Raw genomic sequence first — 22685 nt, forward strand, 5'->3', positions numbered from 1 at the left:
TACTCAACATATTTCTCAACGCAACAGTTAGCGCAGAATTGCATTCTGTGCCCACTCCTATTGGCTTTCAAAACAAATATAAAAGTATCACTTCTAGATCATTTTCTAAACCTACATAATTTCTTGCAGAACTAAAATAATAATCCTCAGGTAAATCGACAATCTTATCTTTTACAGGATTATGATGAATGTATTCCAATTTTTGTTTTATAAATTTGTTGCTAAAAATATGTTCTGCGTGATATCCATTTTGCCAAACTTTATACGTTTGATGTCTTTTTAAATGTTCACAAGATTTTTTAAAATAATCCAACATCCATTCGCGTCTGCTTTCAGGTTCATCGATTATAGTTTGAATAATTTTCTTGGAAGTGAATTTTTTGAAATCACGAATAACATCACTTAGTATAAATCCTGCTGTAGCTTTACAGAGTATATGTATGTGATTTGACATAATGCAATAGGCATAAATCTCCAAACCTTTGTTTGATTGGCAGTATTGTAATGCGCTTATGATATTTTGCTTTTGATTTAATCTTGTAAAAACATCTATCCAACCTACAGTTGTAATGGTAATGAAATAGCAATCTTCTGTTGTAGTGGCTTTGTATTTTGTTGACATGGCTTATATACTATTTACTACAAAACTAAAAAAACACAATTATAAATTGTGTTTTTTTAGTTTATTTTCTTGTCTTTGTGGGCACAGAATACAATTCTGCGCTAACTGTTTCGTTGAAAACTAGACGTTTAGATTTGGATTGTGTAAATCCGAGCGATCGGGATAAGATACTTTTTTAGGACATAACAGTTTTATATTCTACATATTCATCCACTTTATCGTACGGTATTCCGGTGTGGGGAGACCTAATTATTAATGTATTCCAAGGCTTCCAAACATCTAAAAGTTCAGTATTTGTTATTTTATGATGCTCTAAAACACCTTCGATAAAATAATCCTTCAATGGCATTTCCAAGACTCTTTCAACTTCATCTTTGATAAGGACTATTTTATACTCTAATTCATTATTTTCATTAATGTAAAAAGTAAACACTCCACGATCCCAAGAACTCAAGTATTCTAAATCTCCATCATTATCATATTGTGTTAGCAGCAAATTATTATCTTTCTCATACTCAAATATCATAGACATCATTCTGTCATTTGCCCATTGAAAAAAAATTTCAGCATAGTCTAATAAATCTTGTTTCTCTTTACCTTCATCCCAAAAATGCTTTTCTGAAAAATTCTTATTATTATCTATTTCAATCAGAAATTTATTAAATCTCTCTACTGTATTAATTGTTTTATCAAAATATTCAGATATTACTTCTATTTCATCATCAATTGGTCTCGGACTTTTCGTAGTTGATACTACATCTCCCGAAGACATAATATATTTGACAAAAAACTTATAGCTTCCCGATTCTGTAAATAGATATTCTACATTAATTCTTTTGTATGCGTGCTCATTGTAATAGCTATAAATTGCATTAACTAATTTTTCAATATTTATACTCATCTTATGGATTTTTAATTTTCTTTACACTTAAACTCTCACTATAATTTCCACCTGTATAGATATCCACACCAACTTCATAAGGTCGTTTAGAGTCTCCTGAAAATTTAAAATGAATTTCTGCTTTAACTTTGGTATTTGGATTTAGCTTTTTAAAATCTGAGACAGCTTTTTCCATATTATACCACTCTCCACCAGCTCTATTCTGTGCTGCGTTTTGGGAAAAATAGTTTATCTGCTCACTTGGCCCTCCCCACTCATTTCTAAAAATATGCCCACCATCATCATTTGAATAACCATCTTTTACTAATTTAGTCTCTTGCTGATAGGTTTCATTTCTTGCTCTAGTAGTGAAGTCTATGTCTTCCATTATAGCTTTATTAACTCTTCCCAATTCATCAGTTTCAAAAACATATCTACCATTATCAACTACATATCGGAAGTTCTTCATCAATGGCGGTGCAACGTTAAGAAATTTATTCCATCCCTGTCCAGCATCCCCCGCTGTAGCGCGTATTTCATTATTCAGAATCTCTGCCCATTGTTTTCCTTCTTTATCAACTAAAACTAATTTTCCTTCTATTCTTTTAATTGTCCAAGTACTTGGTAATTGTTTAGTAATTTCAAGTAATTCAGCAAGCTTAGTGCCTCCTAAAGTATTTTCAAGATTCTGTAAGACATCATCACTCAAATTATTAGAAAAAGACCTCCCCATTTCAACCCCTTCACCTGTACAAGTCGAACATTCTTTAACAGGCGGAGAAGATAGTTCTGTTGCTGTGCCGTCTGGTGACACCTCATACCATTTGGTATTATCAGCACGTTTTATACCATTTTCAAAGATCGTTATAGCACCATCAGTGGTATAAACTTTTTTACCAGTAGCTTGGGCAAGTGCTTGGGCACTGGCTAAATCATTACAAGATAAAAGTACAATCTCTTTTTTATTTGGATCCAGTTTTTTAGCTAAAATTTCTGCTAATTCCTCTGGGCTTACTTCAATAGTATCCCATAAAAAATTCCCATTATCTAAAGCATGTAAACTTAAAGCTACTTGATCTGAGGTACGATTCAATAATTGACGTACATTCTCCTTAAATAGAGTTCGTAAACGAATACTGAATTGAGGTTCTAATTTTGCCAGTGGTAATATTTTTAGTTTACCCGCTTTATTAAAGGCTGCTTTTACGATAGGGCTCGATAATTTAGCGAAATTACTCATTGCTTGTCCTATAACATCCAATCGTTCGACTGTTTGTAAAAACTTAGAGGCTATATTGGCTTCACCTGCTCCAATAAAACAAGAAGCTACAACAAAAACAACTTTACCGCTCAAATGACTTACCATACATGGATTTGCAGTTGCCTTTTTCCATTCTTCGTCAATCATATCACCTAAGGCAGACCAACTGAATTTATCAAAAGCCTCTTTTAATTTTGCACGGGCATTATCTTTATTGGTTATCAAATTCATGAGTCCTTCATCAGCTTTAACTACAAGTGATAAACCTTGAGGAACACCCGCCACCAACTCCACAAAGCCATTCCAAACACCGCATAGTAAAGCAAATTGCTGACGACTTTGAGAATACTTTACTACATCTGTATTACCTGAATTCATGAACTTATCCATTTCGTCATTTATGATGGATAAACTAGCTAAAGAATACACCATAGATGGTAATGGGTTGTATTGTGCATGATCTGGGTTATAAAAACGCTCAGGTATTTTTGCTTCCTCTATTAATCCTGCAAGCCCGTCTAATAGTGCTGTTAAGGGATTGAATTTTAATTCTGGTAAATCAAGTGTTGCTAAAACATCTGAAAGATATTTTATATATATACCTGTTCCTTCTGCATCTCTTCCTTTAATTTCTTTTCCTAAAAACGTTTTTATAGACGCTTTTCCTTGTGCATCAAAATCAATCCAAAGTGCAATTTGCTTACCAGGTAAATCATGGACGTAAGTAGCTATTTCAGTCTTTTTTTGTTCTGGTGTTTTAGTGTCTGTCAAATAAATTTTGCATACCAACTTACTAGAAGTATTTATAGCTTGCAATTCAGAAAAAACTTTTTGCTTTTCAGCATCTGAAATTACCTTAGTATAATCAAACAAATGATTTTCTGAAGTATTTACTGGTTTATTATCTGGTGAATACGCTTGATTTGCTTTTTTCCCAAGATTATTTATATAATTAGCATAACCTGATCCTGATCCCGAACCAGAATTAGAATTAGAATTAGCATTACATGGTAAAACTCCCCAATAAACATTTCTTTTGTCATTCTCTTGTTTCTTTAATTCAGCTTTACCTTTGACCGTGTCAACATATTCTTGCAAGGATTGTAAACTATTAATTTTATTTTTTATTAGTCCATACGTTGTTTTTATATACTTTCTACCGTTACAACTCAGTTCATTATCATAAAATAACCAAATAACATCATTATCACTTGAAGGACTAACTTTTATAGTATATTCTATTTCTTTTCCGATTCCGTTTTCATTTGTTTTTGCAATAAATTTGGCTTTAGTGCTATCCCACAAGTAAACAACTTCCTTATCATTAATTCTATCCTCAAATCCACCTAGGGTACCTAATGGAGCGATATATTGTAAAGATGAAGCTACGGTATTCAGTTGGCTTTTAACAAAAGTCAAATTTGGTGCTATGGCAAATCCTCCAGCCAACTCCCCCTTCTCACTTCCATCCAACACATACACCCCAAATTTAGGGTGACTAATGCGTTGCCAGTGTGGATACGCTAGTTTTGTGCCTAAAGCATAATCCATTAACCATGGAGTATTACTGTTTTTATCACCTGTAGAAAATTGTTCCCATGGGTGCTCCAACTCGAATACGCCGTGACCTAATTCGTGCCCAATTATTGTTGCTAGGTCATTGCCTGCTTTTACCTCATCTCCACTTTGATTGGTAAACACAAAACCAAATTGTGAATGGCGTGGCATGAAACCTGAAATGGCTCTACTTGGGGTAATCCCCTTGGTAACAAACACATAGTATTGGTCTTTTTTGATGTCTTTGCCGGCTTTGTATTGCTCTACAAATTGCGATTGGTCTTCGGATAATTTTTCTAATAGGGCATCTTTACCACATTCTAAGGTGTTTTTTGCTACTTCATGGTTGGGCGCAATTGTCACTTTAAATTCTACTCCAGCATCTGCATAAATGGCATTAAGTTGCGTAGCGATCCCATCAGGTATGGTCGCATTATTTACGGGTACTAAGGTTATATTTACATCCGTTTGTGTTTTGATTGGAATAATTTTTGCCGCGCCTAATACTTGGTGCTTGGCTCCGTCTTTTCCTGGTATTAGTGCCAATAGTTCCTCAGGGGTTGAGCTATGATATACGGGTACTTCTAGTCGTTGATAGGCCTTGCCATTTTTCATAACCAGCCCCCCTATTTTTTTAGCCACGCTGCCTTTGATATTAAATAGGATACTCTCAGGCTTTATTGTTGTACCATTAACGGCTATTACTGCATCTATAAAATCAAAACTACGACTTCCTTTTCCATCATTTTGGATTCCTTTATGATATAAAGTATAAGGTGTCGCTCCGTCAGCAATGGTTTTGTATAGTTTTTGAATGTCAGGATGTGCTTTTGCAGGCATTACATCGTCAGCATACTTACTTTCTGCCGATCGCTCAAAAGTAACACGAGCGGCTATAGGAGCTAGCTTTGTTACCATGCCTGCGCTGGTAATACCTTGTGTATTAGAAGCATCAGGAATAAATCCTGCGGCTTGTCCTTCATTTAAAACCACGGACTTATCGCTTCCTGGGGGCACTGCATATACGTTTCCTTTGGGGTCGCGGATGATTATGAGTTCTTTGGGGTCTAGATCAAAACTTTGGGTTTGTCCATTAGTACCGGTGACTACTACTTCATTACTGTTTACTGTAATATGTGACAGATCGGGAATATCAAAATTGGTTTGAAATTGATGTTCTTCGGTATCGGGGGAAAGAAGATCAAAACCGTCTTCTATTTGATCGTATAGGCTACTGAGATCTATTATATTTTTCCAACTTGGATCATATAGGGCTTTGATTTCGCCTTTTACTAACCTAAAGTCTGTATTAAGGGTAATGTCTTTAAATTCTACGCCTATTTTTACAAAGGATAAATAAGGGACGCTCACGTAGCCTTTGCCACTATAGGTTCCTTTACCGCTTACTTCGGTGAGTTTGATGGAAAAATCGCCTGCAAGAATGATTTGATCATTGGGTAATTCTCTTTCAAAAAGGGTTGTATTACTTAAATCTATACTGGGTTTTATGCCACATTTGATGGCTATTTCTTCTTTACGGGGTTGGGTAAATTCTTCTACGGGGGTATAATTTACAAGTCCTCCTATGCACTCTCCTCCTACTCGATATTCGTAGGTTGCTCCTGCTTCTAGATCGTATAGTTTGGCTTCGTTATTGTAGTAGGCTGTTGGGTACCAACTATTGGTTCCTTTTTTACGGTATTCTATTTTATAATCTACAAAGTCGGGATTGGTTTGCCACGTAATTTTGGATTGGGTGGCATTAAGGGAAATAGCTAGTACGAATTTTGGAGGGGGGCAATTACCTGGGTAGATAAAATCAAAAATTTCGCTATAACCATTGTTATTAAATATGGCTTTATCGCCAAATCCAGGTTGACTTAGTGCTTTTACGCGCCAAGCGTATTTACGTCCTGCAATTAGTTGGGGCTCTACGGGACCGTAATGTAAAACGGTCGTGGAGGTGGTGGTTTTGTATAAGGGTATGCTGGTTAGAAAGGCATGGTTAGAGGGTACTTGCTGGTCTAGGAGTTCTACTAGTTCAAATTCGTATTCTATATTTACGGCATTGAGGTGTCGGGGGGTCCAGGTAAAAATAAGGTTTTGGGGTTCTTGAAAACGAACCAGTTCATGATTACTAGGGCTATTCAGTAACGGGGGTTCATTGTATACAAAATAATAGAAGGTACAGGATTTTTGTGAAATTCGCTGGTTGGTTATAAAATCATATACTTCTATACAGTATTTGTAATTGCCTTGTGGTAAGGTACCGCTGTATTGGTTTTGATTAATTCCGGATAGGTTTTCTAATTGAAAATAAGGGGCTAGATCTAGATTGGATAGTTGTAGGGTTTCGCCTCCGTTTAGGTACATAATGGGCGCACCTTGTACCATTGGAAGGGATTGGGCTTGAATACCATTTCCTTCTATGTATAACTGTAATCGTACTTGACGATGAACAACATTTAGATCCGCTGTGTAGATATTGACTAGATATTTTTGATCAACTGTTGTAGCATAGCTCGACACACTAGATAAATAAGGCGGTAATACGCTACTGTTTACTTGTACTGGGTAAAGTTGTGACCATCCTACGCTATTTAACAGTAGTAACAGAAGGCAGAAAAAATATTTTAATCTATTCATATTCAATTTTTTATTGAATTTTGTTTGTTTTATTTTTAATCAGTTATATGGAGTAAAAAATGACTCCTGACTTTATGACTTATTTTTTAAATTTTTCTTTGTATTTTTTTACATAAGTGTCTATTCCTTTAACTACTAATGCTTCAACGATTCCTAGCGGTTCTTTTGCCTTTTTGAATTGTTGGTAATACTGATTTTTAACATTTATTAGTGTTTTGTTGTAGGAATTGTTCCAATCTAGATTTTCTAATTGAAAGTATAGACTGATTTGTGCCATTGCAAAAAGATCTTTTGGGGTGGGCTTGGCTTTTTGTTTGATCATTTCTTCTTCAAAGGCTAAAAAAGTTCCTTGGCTATCCTCGTCATCTTCTTTAAAAAATTCTGACTTGTATTGGGTTTTTAAATGTTTTTTATTAACGGATAGGTTCTCTTTTATTTCTTCTTTTATTTTGCTGAAAGCTTTATTTTTTGATTCTTTGTATAAGTCATTAAACGCTGCTATTTTTTGCAATTCTAAATCCCAAAGATGAAATTCTTTTTTTATTGTTTTTTCAATTTTGTTTTTTTCTTTTGGATCTATGCTTTGATCATATTTCGATACGTTTTCTTGTAAGTTCTTTTTTTGTATTGATAGTATTTCTTGAAGGGGTTCTAATCCTTCAAAATCTATGGCATTGTTTTTTTCTTCTATGAGGATGCCTATGGCTTTTGAGTCTAAATCTGTACTGATTCCTGATATATTAAGGGTGATTTTGGGTTTTTCTAGTGATTCTAGGGATACTTTTTTTTCTTCTTCTTCTTTTTGTTTCTTTTTAGTTCCTGCAAAATTAAAGTTATAACCAATAGTGATTGTCAAATCATTGATACTATTGGATGTTGAAGCGTTTGAAGAATTTGCTATTAGTTGAGATACCATAAAATTAAAGTTATGTTCTTCTAACATTTTGTAGGTTGCGTTAAAACGACAATTAAAATTGTGAGCATTACTAGAAGGGCTTTTACTGGAATTATATGAAGTGGCCCATTGGGTGGTTAATTTATCTTTAAAATATTTTTTGCTAATCCCTAGTACGGGACCAAATGTATGGATGTTCTGACCTGTTATTTGGCTTATTGTATAATTTAAAGAGGTGTTGAATGCCCATTTGGTTTTCATTAAAAAATGGGTGTAGAGGGCATTCAAGTTATGAATGGCTGTTTTTTGATTGGGGCTTATTTGTCCGCCTTGTTCATTCTCTACTTCGTTGTAATTATAATTGAAACTGCAATTGCGTTTTGATTGTTTTGATTCGGGGAGTTGGTAATTGGCATTCCATATCAAGCCATTGGACAATTGTCTATAATTTAATTGGTTAATAGCATTAATAGCAGGATTGTTTTGATTAATTTGTACGAATTGATCTGGATTTACATTAGTTGTAGTAGATTGATTGGTAAGACTAAGGTTGGTTGAGAGCTTTTCGTTTATCTTAATATTTGTATTTACAGTTCCTACGAATCTATTGGTTGTCTGTGCTTTTTTATGATCTAAATTATCCTTTTGAATCCCAAGATTCATTGTTAATTGTACTTTATCGTTAAACAATGGTCTAGAGGCATTAATCATGATGTTTTGCAAATCATTGGAAAAAAAATAGGCTCCCATGGTTTGATAACCTGGATCTATACGTTCAAAACTGGCTCCTACCATCATTTTTTGAATTTTATAGTCGAATCCTAACTTGAAGGCATTAAAATTTTGGGTAGAGGCATTGCCTTTTAGTAGTAAAGAAGCAACTCCTTGAGGGCTGCTTTTTCCTGTTGATCGAACATCTTGTATTAGTGATGAATTGGTATAATCACCATAAATTTTAGCTTCTTTGGATACTTGTGTTTCAAAATTTAAACCTATCACTAGGTTTTCTTTGGGACTCAAATTTTCTACATTAGGTGCCACCGATTGGTATAACAATGGGTTTTCTTTATCTTTTGCATAAAAACCTATAAATCCTAGCTTATATTTATTTTTTATGAGTTCTATTTTTGTTCCGTATCCCCAACGTTCAAATACGGGTAAACTGTTTGGATTGTGGATATCATTTACTTCTTTTAGCAATCTACCGTACATTGCCGATATTTTTATAGGACCATCGGGGGTAAGTTCTATTCCGCCTCCTGTGAACATGTGACCTGCTAAAGAATAGGGAGAAAAGGTCATAGAAGCATCACCAATCAAAACCGAAATCCATTTATAACGGGGGTTTAGACTTAAACGATTGAAGTTAAAAGGTACTTGGTAACTTAATTTTCCTCCCATATTGGAAAAATTATAGGTAATAGGCATCGAAAAAGAATAGAGGGAAACATTTAGGTTTCCTGTAAAATTATAAATAAAGGGGGCTCTGGAATCTCTATTCGATTCAGAAAAGGTGGAACCAACTGATGCGCTGCCTCCTATTTTTAAAGGTTTTCCTTGAAAAGCGCCTAAATCTATGGTTTGAGCTGTACCCTTTATTCCTAATAGTAATAAACTCTTTAAAATAATTAATCTTAAATTCACTTTAGTCTGCAATGCTTGCTTGTTTTTTGTTTTCTTAATTCTGTTATCAAAAATCGTTACTATGAGTATTTAATAGACTACTTTTACTTCTTTAAATGCACTAAAACTCCCGTCTTTAAAAACGCCTCTTATGCTGTAATAGTAGGTGTTCCCTATATTTAAAGTGGTATCTATGAATTGATTTTTTTTGCTTGGCGGTAGTATCTTAAATAAGATATTTTGTCCCTCATTTACTCGTTTGTATAAATGATATTCTACTAGATCTGTTGATTTTGTATTCCAATACAATTCAATGGCTTTAGAGGATATATCTGCCATACCACTAAATGTAGTTATAGCGGGTTGTAATATACTTGGCAGGGCTTCTAAGATTAGGGGATCTGATGGTTCTGTTTCGTTGCCCTCTTGATCTGTTGCAGTCATCGCATAATAATATTTCTTTTTATTGTCTACTGATTGATCTTCATATTCTCTTATGTTTGGATCTGTGGTTTCAAAAATAACTTTCCATTGTTTTTCATCTTCTCTTCTTCTGTATAAACTGTGTTTTTTAACGTCTTCTGACTGACTTTGTAGAAAATGAATTTTTATTTTTTTTTCTTCTAGTTCGTAATCGGATAGTACAGGAATAGATGGGGCTATTTTGTCTTTTTTCTTGATTTCGAAAGCATTCGAAAGGGGCGATTCATTATAGCGTATATCCAAAGCTTTTAGTTTATAAAATACTTTTTTATTTAAAGATTTTATAGTGATGGTGTCTTGATAATGAGTTTTATTAAAAACCTTTGTGGATAATTCTACATATAAGCCTTCTTTTTCATAACTTCGAAATACTTTGTAACCGTATAAATCGGGTTCTGTATTGGGTTTCCATTTTAATTTTATGATGCCCAATGTATCTATTACTCCTTCTAATCCTTGTGGGGCAATGGGAGGAATAGAGTCTATGGGTTGGACCAACATGGCATACGATTCTTTAAAACCTCCTTTTTTGGCTACCGCTTGAACTTTGAAGTAATTAGATGGTTTTAATTTGGCTTTAAAAACTATTTTACGGGTAGTAGCGGGTAGTTCTTTTTTAACCATTTCAAAGGGACCGCTTTCTTGATCGGCTTGTAAAATATTAAAACCATTGATTTTTTCATCGCCTTCTTTGGGAAAATCCCATTCTAAATTTACTGTTTGGTCATCTAAAGCTGCTTTGGCTGTGATTTGGGGTGAATATTCTAAGAAATCAGCTCCCATTCCGGAGATTATTTTAGAAGGTTCACTCAAAGAACCAAAGGTATCTATACCTCGAATACGATAATAGTATTTTACATTATTTTCAGGTAGTTTATCTGTAAATGTTGTGTAGGATGACTTGCTTATCGTAGGAAATATGGGGATGTCATTTAATTTCTTGAATACTTTCCCATCAATGGAGCGTTCTATATTGTAACATGAAAACAATTCTTTCTGGGATACAAAATCCCAAAATAGCATGACCGTTTGATTGCCAAAAATGGCTTCTGGGGTAACTGGGGGGGTGTTATCATTTTGGTCTGATAGACCTATATAAAGGCTTCCGTGTGTTACTTCTCCTTCTTTTACTCCTAGCAAAGTAAGGGTGTATACATATTTTTCATTGGGTTTTGCACTGGTATCTTCATATCCCCAACCCGCGGCTTTTGTGGCTAGGTAGGACTGCTCCGATGCTAGCATGGAAAATGCGTAACGTTGTTGATTTTGATCATTTAGCATCATCATTTTTGCAAATCCTTTTTCTTTTGTGGTGGTTTCAAAATCATCACCATATATTGCTTGTGCTAAAACAGCAGTAAGTGAATCTTGTTTGATTAAGGGTTCCCATTGAGCTAATGGTAAGGGTTTTAAAACTTCTTTTAGTATCACATGTTCTTCTTTGTTAATTGGTTGCCCATCACGAAGTACCGTGCTACGTTGTAATTTATAACCAAAATTTAACGACTTTTTCCAATAATAGGGGTCGTTAACGTTCCATTTTAATAGGATTTTTCCATTGACTATTTTCCCTTTTACAAAAACGGCGGGTTTTACAATTGTTGTATCTACCTGTGCTGAGATTTTTTTTGGGATAAATACTAAGATTACGATAATAATGAGTAACGTTCTTATTTTTTTTTCCATTTTTATTACTATTATTTTCTTATTACTTTTTTGGCTTGAACTGCTCCATTGGTTTTCATTATCACATAGTACACCCCAGCAGCGTGTTGGAATGGAATTTTTTCTACGTGATTTTTACTTGCTGGTTTTTCTAATTCTAAAATTAAGGCTCCTAGTTCCATACGATATACTGATAGGGTAATAGGAGAATCAAATGCTAATTCTACTTCTACATTCATTTCTTTATCATCTGATTCTAATGGATTAGGGTAAATTTTATAATTCTTAATTAATAAATTGCTTGCATGGGTTGTTGTATTTTTTGTGTTTTCTTCTACTATAATTTCTTTTAGTTGTTCTTCTTGGCAACCTGAAGTTGTTTTACTTTTAATTCCTACTTGGTATTTCCCATTTTGTTTGAATTTTACAATAATGTTATCTTTATTTTGCGCTATAATTTCTGCACTATTTGGCAAGATCCATTCATACGTATTGGGAGTAGAATTGTTGCTAATATTTACTAAAACAATCTCTTGGTCTCGATAGGTTTGGGTTGCTATCATAAAATTTGCTTCAATGGCTTGATCTAAAACGTTAACTACAATTTGATCGCTATACACACAGTGTCCATTTTTTACTTGAAGGGTATATGTACCACTTTGAGTGAAGGTGACTTTTGGATTGGTTGAACTAAACCCTTTTTCAGAAGTCCATAAATAATCCAACCCTTGTAGTTTGATCTCTGCATCTATTGTATGGGATTGTCCTTTACATAACACTATATCTTCTCCTAGATTTACTACTAAAGGGATTGATCCTTGTAAGGTTAATGTAAATGGTAGCTTACAATTACTGCCTAGATCTGTCAACGTTCCTTTATACGTTCCTGCTTCTAGATTTGTTAATTCTAAACCTTGCCAAGATGGATTATCCCATTCTACATGGTATTTCCCTGTTCCTCCACTAGGGTTTAAAAGGATGCTTCCGTTATTGGTTTGACCGCAGCTTACATTTGTAACTTTTTCGTTTAATTGTAATCCTCCAGTGGTTTTTATATTTATATTAGTGAGTTTTGGATCTACTAAAACGCAATGATTTGCATCGGTAACCTGCACGCTATAATTTCCTATACCTATATTTTTTAATTCATGATAGGAATCTGTAGCTAGGGAGTTGGTTCCTTTGAATCCATTGCTCCATAGGTAGGTATAGGGTGCTGTTCCGCCGCTTACTTCTAGGGTAATCTTCCCTCCTAAAGGAGCTTCACATGAGGCATCTACTTTAGTATAAATAGCTCGTAATGTTTCTGGTTCTTTTATTGTTATCAATGCGAAAGATTGAGCACCTGCATTGTCTGTTATTTGTATTTCATAGGTGCCTGCTCCTACTGAATTCAGTTTGTTTAATTGCGCATTTGGAATTGTTATTCCATTTTTTTTCCATTGAAAAAAATAAGGTTGTATCCCTCCTGTTGTTATACTTTCTAAATTGACTGGTTGATCACCATGGCATTGAATAATGCCTTGATTGGTATTTAAAATACGGGTTATGAGTTCTTCTGGTTCTGTTATTTTGGTCTTTAAATCTAGTGAGCATCCATTGGCATCTTCAACCGTTATGGTATAATTTCCTGCTCTTAATTTTTCGAATTTTGTTGTGGTTTGCCAACTACCAGCATTCATCTTATAACGATAGGGCTTTGTTCCTCCTGAAATTTCTTGTAGTTCTATACTTCCTGTTGGTTGCCCATAAATAGTAACCATAGTAGATTTTAATACTCCTTGTAAAACTGCTGGTTCCGTAATTATACTGTTTTGATTGGTCTTACAGCCTTTGGCATCTTCTACAAAAAGGGTATAGCTTCCTGCCCCTATATTAGATAGTAGTTTTGTTGTTGCTATTAATTTATTGGATGAATTTTTCCATTGATAAGTATAAGGGGGCGTTCCTCCTTGAACCATTGCTTGCAATTCGGCTGTTTTTTGTTGATTACAAATTACTGCTTTTGTTTGTGTGAGTTGTAAATCTAAAGCCGCGAAAGGTTGAGTAATTGTAACTATTTTTTTTATTTCTCCTTTCGGAGTATTAAAATCGGTTATCGTAACGCTATAATTTCCTGCTGGTAGATTACTAATAGTTTCTTTATCTCCTATCTGCTGATTTTTAGCATCATACCACCTTATTGTATAAGGTGCTTCTATAGGTCCTGGTCTTCCTCCACTTATAAGTATGCTTATTTTACCTGTTGATTCGCCAAAACAATTTAAATCTAAATGACTGTTTGTTTCATCTAAATGTAGGTTTAGTGGTTCTATGAGTCCAACGTTGTATACTTTATCTAAATGACATCCTTTACCGTCGGTTAATCTAAGTTTGTATTCTCCTTTTAGAAGATTTCGAGGATTGTTTGTGTTACCCAAATCAGGGGTCCAACTATAATTATAAGGGGGCGTGCCTCCGCTCACGGTAACTTGTATGGCTCCGTCTGGTGTTGTTAATGTGGAAACAGGAAGAATCGTTTCTGTGGCTTTTAATGGATCAGGTTGTGTTAGTATTATTACTGCTTTTTCTGAAATACAATTATTTGCGTCTTTTACTTTGGGTATGTAATTACCTGGTGATAAACCGCTTATTATGGCATTTGGATATATTGTATCATTTATATAATATGTATACGGAGGGGTTCCTCCTAGTACATCTAGACTAATTTGACCATCATTAGCTCCAAAACAACTCACTTGTTTGGTAGTAGTAGTAACGTTTAATACACTTGGAGATAACAGTTCATATTGAGCTGAACGTGTAACATTATTTTTATCTGTTACTAGTATTGTGTATGTCCCTGCTGGTAAATCTGATAGGGTTTCTCCTGTATAAACCGTACCTGTAGTAGTATGAGTCCAACTATAATTATAAAAAGGAGCAGTGGCATTAGGGGTTCCTCCTATTGCGATGGCTTTGAGACTTCCTGTTGCTTCTCCAAAACATTTAATCCCTTCTATTTTTTGAATGGTTACTTGAAATACTGGTGGTTCTGTAAGAGTGATTCTTTTAGGGCCTATTATACAACCGTTTGTGTCTTTTATATAAAAATCGTAGTTACCTGCTTTTAAATTAGTAAAAATGTTTGAAGGTTGCCAATTGACACCTTCTTTACTATAGGTATAATCTCCTGTACCGCCATTGGCGTTGATACGTATGGCTCCTGTAGCTGTACCGGGATCAAGTATAGCCGTTTCAATTAATGGGGTAAAATCAAGTGGGGTAGCTCCTACCACATTAAATAACTGGGTTGTTGTACAACTGTTAGCATCAGTTACATTCAACTGATAACTACCAGGGGTTGGTGCCATTAGATCTTCAGTAGTACTAAGTACGACGCTAGGATGGTCTTTATTGGTCCAAACATAGTTATAAGGGGCTACTCCACCTTGAATGGTTACGTCTATTCTTGTATTGGTATCGCTGGAACATTTTTGATAAACTGTAGAAATACCCCTTATAATTGTAGTATTTAATCCTGTTATATTTAGTTTTGAAGGGGCTGTATCAACCTTGTAAAGGGCTGTTCGGATAACATCTCTTTGGTCTACTACTCGAAATAGATAATCTCCTGCGGATAGATTGCTTATACTAGAAGTATTGGCAGTATTTATTGGTAGATAATTATTAGGTATCCATTCTAAATTTTTATAAGGTAGATTTCCTCCTGATACGGTTGCTGTTAATCTAACGGTGCCTCCATGGCATTTAATCACAGGATTGTCAAATTTTATGACTATGGGTTCAGGAGCTTCTAAAGTTTGAGTAAAAGAGGCTGTACAATTATTTTTATCTCTAACAATCAAAGTATAAGTCGCATCTCCTGATAAACTGGATATGTCTTCATTGTTTATCTGACCATTGAGGTTATTTGTGGTAGATTGCCAAAAATAAGTATAAGGGGCTACTCCGCCTATAATACGCACATCTATTTGACCATCTGTAGATACATCTGTTGAGGGGGAAATGGTTTTGACTAACTCGATCCCTAATAATCCACTAGGTTGATTTATTAATACATCTTGTGCACCATCGGGAGCTAAACAGCCATTGCTGTCTTTTACTTGTACAGAATAATTCCCAGATCTTAATCCATTAAATACATTTGAGGGTTGCCAACTATTTCCTCCGTCTTTACTGTATTGATAATTGCCTTTCCCTCCAATGGCGTTGATTGTTATTGACCCACTGTTATCTCCATAACATAATACAGGCGTTGATGTAGTGGTAAAGGTAAGTTTTGAGGGGGAATCAATTTGAATCGTTGGGCTAATCACCAAACTGGAAGGTTGACTTCCTGATTTTATAGTTTGATACTCTAAAATATAATTCCCTTTTGGTAAACCATTCCAAACTAAATTTCCTCTATTGTTATTAAATTCAGTTGAAAAGATATCTTTTTGTCCAAAGACACCACTAGTATTTGCATCTTTTAAAAGGAGATGTAAAATTTCATCAGGCTCTAGATCATTATCAAATTTAAACCTTATTAAGCCGTCTGAAATACTTGAACAATTAGTATCAACACCAATTGATGAAATTAATTTTGGAGGACATCTGTAAAAAGTATATACAGCAACATTTGTATACAAAGGAAAGCCAAAATTAGAACTATACAAATAATTTGAGCTATTTTTATAAATTCCTCTAACAAAGATTGTTTGAGGTAGATTTGACGACAAACCTACAAGATCTTCAAAATAAACTCTCGAATCTGATCTTATAGGCAACTTATAAAAATTTATCTTATCAAAACTATATTCATAATAATCAACAAGATAATTAACATTATTTTCCCATTCAAAAGAATCACATTTGGGATAATCTTTACTTGATAAAGAATATCCAAAAACAGTATCACTGAAATAATTTAAATCCCCTATTGCTGGAGGTATTTCACAAATATCTTCTCCCTCTGTAACATCAAAAAAAATATTTTGGGTAGCATCCTCAAGTTTTATAATTTTTGTTGAATTACCTGAACAATCATTACCTAAATAGCGTTTATTAGTAGAATACTCTACTCGAATTGGATATTGATCTGAAGAAATTTCTAATATTTCAGACCTCCTACGCGTAGGATACAAATTTTCTGAATAATAATCCCTATAAATACCAAGAACTTGAGTATAAAAATTTTTTGAATATATTTTTTTATTACTGTGGGAATAAATATCTAGATTTAGACTACTTGATCCTTCCGAAGTTAGTCCAGAATTTCTTTGCCCATGATTTACATAAATTTTATCTCTAGTAACGACCAAATATTTATATGATCCTTGTGCTAAAAAGCATACTGGAAATAAAATAAAAAAAAATAAAACTTTTTTCATAATCTTAAATTAGACACGAATCCATCTTTTAATTTATTCGCTTATATTTTATTATAACCTCTCTAGAAAATTCTTTTTCTGGACTATTTTGATAAATCAACTTTATTAAATATTCTCCTTTCATCAATATAGGAAAAACACCATTTATTAGATCCTTATACTGATTGTATTTTTCCCAATTAATAGGAGTACTTAAATAGCTATTGATTACTTGATCTCTTATATTTAAAAAATCTTGTTTGTAGGTTTTCACCAAACTATATTCATAAGGAAATCGCTGGTTTATAAATATTGAATTGGAATTATTAGACATCTCATTCCTGTAATATTCTATAATACTGATGTCTCGAACTGGGGGCAATCCTAACTCGAATATATTTCTGTTTTTTATGGTAATTTTCCCTTTTTCAAGTGGATAATTTTGATAAATCAACGGTGAAATTATTTCTTTATAATAAGAATCTTCTAAAACCGCCTCTACACTAATCAAGGCTTTGCCATTTGTATACTGGTTTCCAAACAATTCTGCTTCATTAAAATTTTCATACTTATTTGTTGCTAATTGTATTTTATGAACGTCTGCTGAAACAGGTATAAAGAAATTATCTTCTGTCTTTATACTTTTTATCTTTTCTGTAAACGTAGCATGCTTACTGGTTTTAAACTCATAGGTTAAAAACGATTTGGTTAAATTTGTATTATTCTGAGCCAATGCTGTGTTTTGAGTAATGATTTGTTCATTAGTAAAGCTAGCATCAGTAACCATAGTAGTTGTTCCTGAATTTTGAGTAGAATCTACACTTGTTCCTGTACTTATTACCGTACCTACTGGATAGGCTGTTAATTGCAATTGATAATTCTTTTGGGTTGCTAATTTATCATAGGTAAAGCTTACTTTTTTAGCACTCGCCTCATAGTTTAAAGCCGCTTGAACCTTCAGTTGAGTTCCTTCTTTTACTTCTCCTTTTAAAACCCAGTTTTCTACTGAACCATCAAATAAATATTTCTGACCTTGTTTTAGTTTTATATAAACAGTTTTATGTTCCTCTGGATAAAAGTTGTTTGCAGCTACTACGGGATAACTATAACTAATATTTTCTAAAGGTATGTATTCTGGTGCATTACCTGTTTTAAAGGTAAACGTCTTTTTTTCTGTATCTGTATTTCCTCCCTGAAGTGCAATCCATGAGGAACCTATTTTTTCTTCTACTCCTACTTCTACTTCTGCTACTATTTCTTTTTGCGGTGGAAGTACTTCTGAAGATACAAAGTTGACTTTTGTATTATGATCCATCCATTGAATATCTCCTAACAAAGGGGTTCCGTCTACTTTTAGTACGTATTTTTTTAGATTGATACGAACTAATTTACGGTTCCCATTCATATCCTCAGCTGAAAAAGGTTCTAACATGCTATAATTAAAGGCTACTTGTGGTTTTTTAAACACATCTACATTGGTTTCTCCATCTGGACTTGCACTTGCTATTAGTGGGATTGATAGAGGTTGTGACATTCCTATAAATTCACATTTCTCTCCTATTTCCGCTTTGTATTTAAATCGTCCTTTTATCATACCTCCTAGCACATTGTAATACACTCCCACATAACCTTCCATGTGGGTTGGATTAGGAAATTCTCCTCGTAACATGGCGGCTATACCTACCCCTAGTATTTTTATATCTTTTCGAATACCGAATATCTTTATACGCAATCCTGCTTCGCCATAAATATAGGCATACACCTGTCCCATAGAGTACCATCCATCATTCCCCACTAACCCCGGACGTCCTGCACAACTCACTCCATTTAGCTTTCTATGGGTAATATCAAATCCTCCTCCTGCTTCTAGAAACGCATAAAACCAATCTCCATCATACGAAATGGCAACACTAAAGTTTAATCCGAATGCAAAACCTTTGCCATCGTTTAATAAACTTAAATTACGATTATCGTTCATGATATCTGGACCAAGAATTTCTAAAACTCTTGGGTGTGGTGGGGTTTGGGAGGGCAGCACATCTCCTGTCATAAAATATGCGCCTACATTTACATCGTATGATCCTATTTTAAAAATGGCCCCTAACTTATCCATAGGAGTCCCTACATGCAAATAATTTTTGGTAGGACTTGAATACATGTGTACCATACCAAATTTATGATTTTCTCCAGATCCCTTTATCCCTTCTAAATTGAGGTATAATTCAAAGAGTCCATCAAAAGAATCATGAACAAAATCTTTTTCTATACTCACAAATACGCCTACTTTTCCATCTTTGGCTATTTCTGATACTGGGTGGGTACGTTTAGAAATGGCCAACATATTACCATTAGCAAGATAATTATTCATTTCACTCGCTTCGTTACCTGAAAATATTTTGTCATAACTTGCCCATGTATCTCGAAGGTTTCCTTCTGTTTGACCATTACCAGACATCATGGCTCCTTCGCCTAGAAAATAAATGCGATTTAATCCTCCTGTGTGGTTATACTCCATCTCTAAAAATACTTTCGCTTTAAATGAAGTAGATTCGCCAAATTTTGCTTTTACCCCTGCTCTAAAGCCCAGTCCTGATTTTGCATCGGGTTTGTATACATTAGTTCCTATAGACCCCATCATATTTCCATCTACACGTTTCATACGATAAGATAATCCTCCTTCTACACGTTGTAAACCAAACTTTCCTGAAGATCCTGTATTTTCTATTTGAAAATCTACAAACCAATGGGCAAAGTCTTTCTTGGCAAAAATTCCTTTGGCCATGCCTTTTACCTCTAACTTCTTTAATTCTACAGCTAATTCTCCTTGAAATCCTTTGCCATAAATAGGATCTTCATTAAATACTTTTAAACCTCCTTTTAGTGTAAAACCACTTTTTTCTACATCTATTTTTATTTCATCTATAGCTACTCCATTAAATTTATAAGAATGGAATGTTTTATTTTCAAATTTGCTTAAAATCTTGAGTCCTGCTTCTGCTGATATAAATCCGTTTGTATCTGATTGGGAACCTCCTCCCATTAGGTTCACTTTCATATTAAATGCTAATCCTAATTCTTCTTTTGATGGGGTTATTAGACGAATATTACTTATTGCAACCGAAAAATTTCCAAATTTTTGCTCTGCTGAGGCTGGATAACCAAAATAATCTGCCTCTATATAAGGCAATGCGTGGGATTGTAATTTTAAATTCTGAAAAACTATGCCTTGAAAATTATAGAATTCTTTATCCTTCTCTTCCTGACTATTTTCTTTTTTTGCTTCTATATTTTTTTCACTTGCTATTTCCGCGGCATAAGAAAAAACCTGGGCTTGAACAAAAACTCTCAACTCATCATATCCTTTATCAACATATTCTTTAAGTTGCTCAACGGCTTTTTTCTTGGGATCTGCTTTAATAAATGAAAAATTATCATTCAAATAATCGTGCACTTTCGTAACAACTACTTGACTACCTGTTTGAACACCTCCCAAAGCCTGATCTACATTACTATCAGAACTACCAAAGGTATAAATTGTGCTATCATCGTTCGGACCGGTATTATTTTTTTCTATTCCCCCTTTAAAAGCCATTTTTCCATTTAAAAAAGCGGAAGCTTTGAACTCAGCATTGCTATCATCCATTTCTAATTTTACCCAAGAATTCTTTTCAAAGATTAACTTCCCTTTAAACATCTTGAAATTAGATTTTGTAACAGATGCTTGAAACAAGTATTTATCTTCATTAAAAGTTCCTAAAATTTCTATAAAATCACCTGTTGCAGATGGTTTTATATAGCCTAATACTTTTGCTGATTTTATCCGTCCTAATTCTAAACCTATACCTACATAATCTAATTTATACTGCCATCCTGATGCACTCCCTTTTTCTAAAAGTTTATATCCTGCAAAAGTGCCGCTTACACCAAAATTGTCTATCAATAAATTTGTGCTTTGAATTTTCGTTCTTTCTCCTGTGGATTTATTTGAAAATTGTTTGGGCATAGTAATTTCTACTTCTTCCGCAAAAAAACCTTTCCATATATTTTTATTTCCTTCTGGAAAAAAACCATTCGTATCATACACTTTTGGAAAACTTTTATCGACCTCTGGGTTGTTTTTAACATCACTTAGATCTATTGTCGCTTTTTTAAGTTTAAAACTCCAGTTTTTTAACTTCGTTATCTCAAAAGTAGGTAGGTCTAATTGGAGTAATAAATCATTCCATCCGCCTCCTTTTATTCCTAAAGTAGCTCCTACATAATGATCATTTCCAATTGCTTTTTCTTTATCTTTCGATAAATCTGAACCATATTCTTTACGTTTTCCCTCTGTATCAATTGGTACTACCAGCGAACGGGATAATCGAACATCTAGTTTAAAGGATAAAGCTTTGAATCCATTACAATCAAATTCTATATAACTATCGCCTTTTATCGATCCTTCTTTGCGATCTATATCTCCTCCTAAAATAGTTAATAAAACTTTACTGCCTAATTGGGGTAAACTTGTATTACCTAAAGAATGTAACTTCCAGTCTCCTATAATACCTCCAGAATGGGATAATTTTAAATCTTCTGCTGCAAAATATAAGTGCGTATTTAAAAATTGGGTTTCTAAACGTGCAAAGGCTGTTAATTCTAAATATTCGGGGGTAACTTTGGCTTTTACTATAACCATTTCTGCTTTAAAGCCATCATTTGTTTGTCCTTTTAAGCCTATTGGTAGTTGTACTAATTCTTCTTTTGATATATTTTGAACGTATTTAAGCGTTTTTTCATTGAAGATTTTGCTTAGTTTATCCAAAAAATCATCCTTAATTACCCTTTTTTCTACACCAAAAAATTGTTTTATATACTCTGGCAAAACGTTATCTGTTCCTGTAAAAAAAGGAGTAATACGCTCTAGATCTTTGTTAGACGAAAAAACTTCTTTGAAGGCTATTTTTGTATCTAATCTCGAAAAGTTAGATGTTTTATTAACTGTTCTTAATGTGTCCCTCGTTTTTAAAACAACATTGGAATATGAAAATAATGAAGTAAATGTTACTAAAATAAAAACGGTTATTTTAAGTTTCATGAAATCTCGTTTGTTTTTGGAAACAAAAGTAAAATTTAAAAAGAATAAAATAAACTTTTTCTTAAAATCTCATCAAATAACTACTCTTTTTATTTTTTTTTTAGAAAATACAACCTCATGTGACTATACTATTTTAACACTAAATAATTTACCTAAACAGTAGATTTGTAACGCTTTTTATCTATTTAACCCGGATTAGGTATTAGAAATTTATTACAGATAAAAATGACTTTGAATCTAAAAAATATTCCTTTTTTGTCCTTGATATAGTAACAAGATAGCTTCGATAAAAAAATTTCGTGCATTTTAACTTTCTTTACTCTTTTTCTTTTCATCACAAAGTCTAACGCATAATCTGGATTAATACCATTTAAACTTAAAATATACTGGATTAAAAAGTAAAATTCTCGATCTGTTTTTTCATTTTAAAACAACTCGAACGGACGGTTGAGTATATAATTGAAATCATCGTTCGTTCGAGCGCGAAACGCATCGAGAACCAACACTAATTTTTGTTGCTTTTGTAGAGGTACTATTTTTAAAAAGAAAATTCAAAGTTTAAATGGTATAAATTATATAAAAAAGCTGTCCCTAAAGAGTTAAGGACAGCTTGATTGATTGA

General features: G+C 33.7%; 7 protein-coding genes. All 7 read right to left on the reverse strand.

Annotated elements, in window-relative coordinates:
• Nucleotides 1-67: 67 nt before the first annotated feature.
• Nucleotides 68-622: an REP-associated tyrosine transposase gene (locus tag B0A78_RS06165; protein ID WP_065213136.1), complete on the reverse strand. Its 555-nt coding sequence runs from the start codon at nucleotides 620-622 to the stop codon at nucleotides 68-70.
• A 175-nt stretch (nucleotides 623-797) separates the two neighbouring features.
• Nucleotides 798-1523, reverse strand: a complete 726-nt coding sequence (locus tag B0A78_RS06170; protein WP_065213135.1) for a hypothetical protein — start codon at nucleotides 1521-1523, stop codon at nucleotides 798-800.
• Between the two features lies 1 nt (nucleotide 1524).
• Entirely contained in the window at nucleotides 1525-6966 is a 5442-nt protein-coding gene (locus tag B0A78_RS06175; RefSeq protein WP_097609469.1) for a DNA/RNA non-specific endonuclease, read from the reverse strand.
• Nucleotides 6967-7045: 79 nt separating this feature from the next.
• The gene (locus tag B0A78_RS06180) at nucleotides 7046-9505 is read right to left on the reverse strand and encodes a hypothetical protein (protein ID WP_123907270.1); all 2460 of its coding nucleotides are present in this window, start codon (nucleotides 9503-9505) and stop codon (nucleotides 7046-7048) included.
• Between the two features lie 69 nt (nucleotides 9506-9574).
• Complete coding sequence (locus tag B0A78_RS06185; protein ID WP_097609471.1) at nucleotides 9575-11653, reverse strand: fibronectin type III domain-containing protein; 2079 nt, start codon at nucleotides 11651-11653, stop codon at nucleotides 9575-9577.
• An 11-nt stretch (nucleotides 11654-11664) separates the two neighbouring features.
• Nucleotides 11665-17007 (reverse strand): SprB repeat-containing protein, encoded by a 5343-nt coding sequence (locus tag B0A78_RS06190; RefSeq protein WP_097609472.1) that lies wholly within the window; start codon nucleotides 17005-17007, stop codon nucleotides 11665-11667.
• A 28-nt stretch (nucleotides 17008-17035) separates the two neighbouring features.
• The gene (locus B0A78_RS06195) at nucleotides 17036-22063 is read right to left on the reverse strand and encodes a hypothetical protein (RefSeq protein WP_097609473.1); all 5028 of its coding nucleotides are present in this window, start codon (nucleotides 22061-22063) and stop codon (nucleotides 17036-17038) included.
• Nucleotides 22064-22685 lie beyond the last annotated feature (622 nt).

Source organism: Flavobacterium columnare NBRC 100251 = ATCC 23463 (genome assembly GCF_002530675.1).
Classification (GTDB): domain Bacteria; phylum Bacteroidota; class Bacteroidia; order Flavobacteriales; family Flavobacteriaceae; genus Flavobacterium; species Flavobacterium columnare.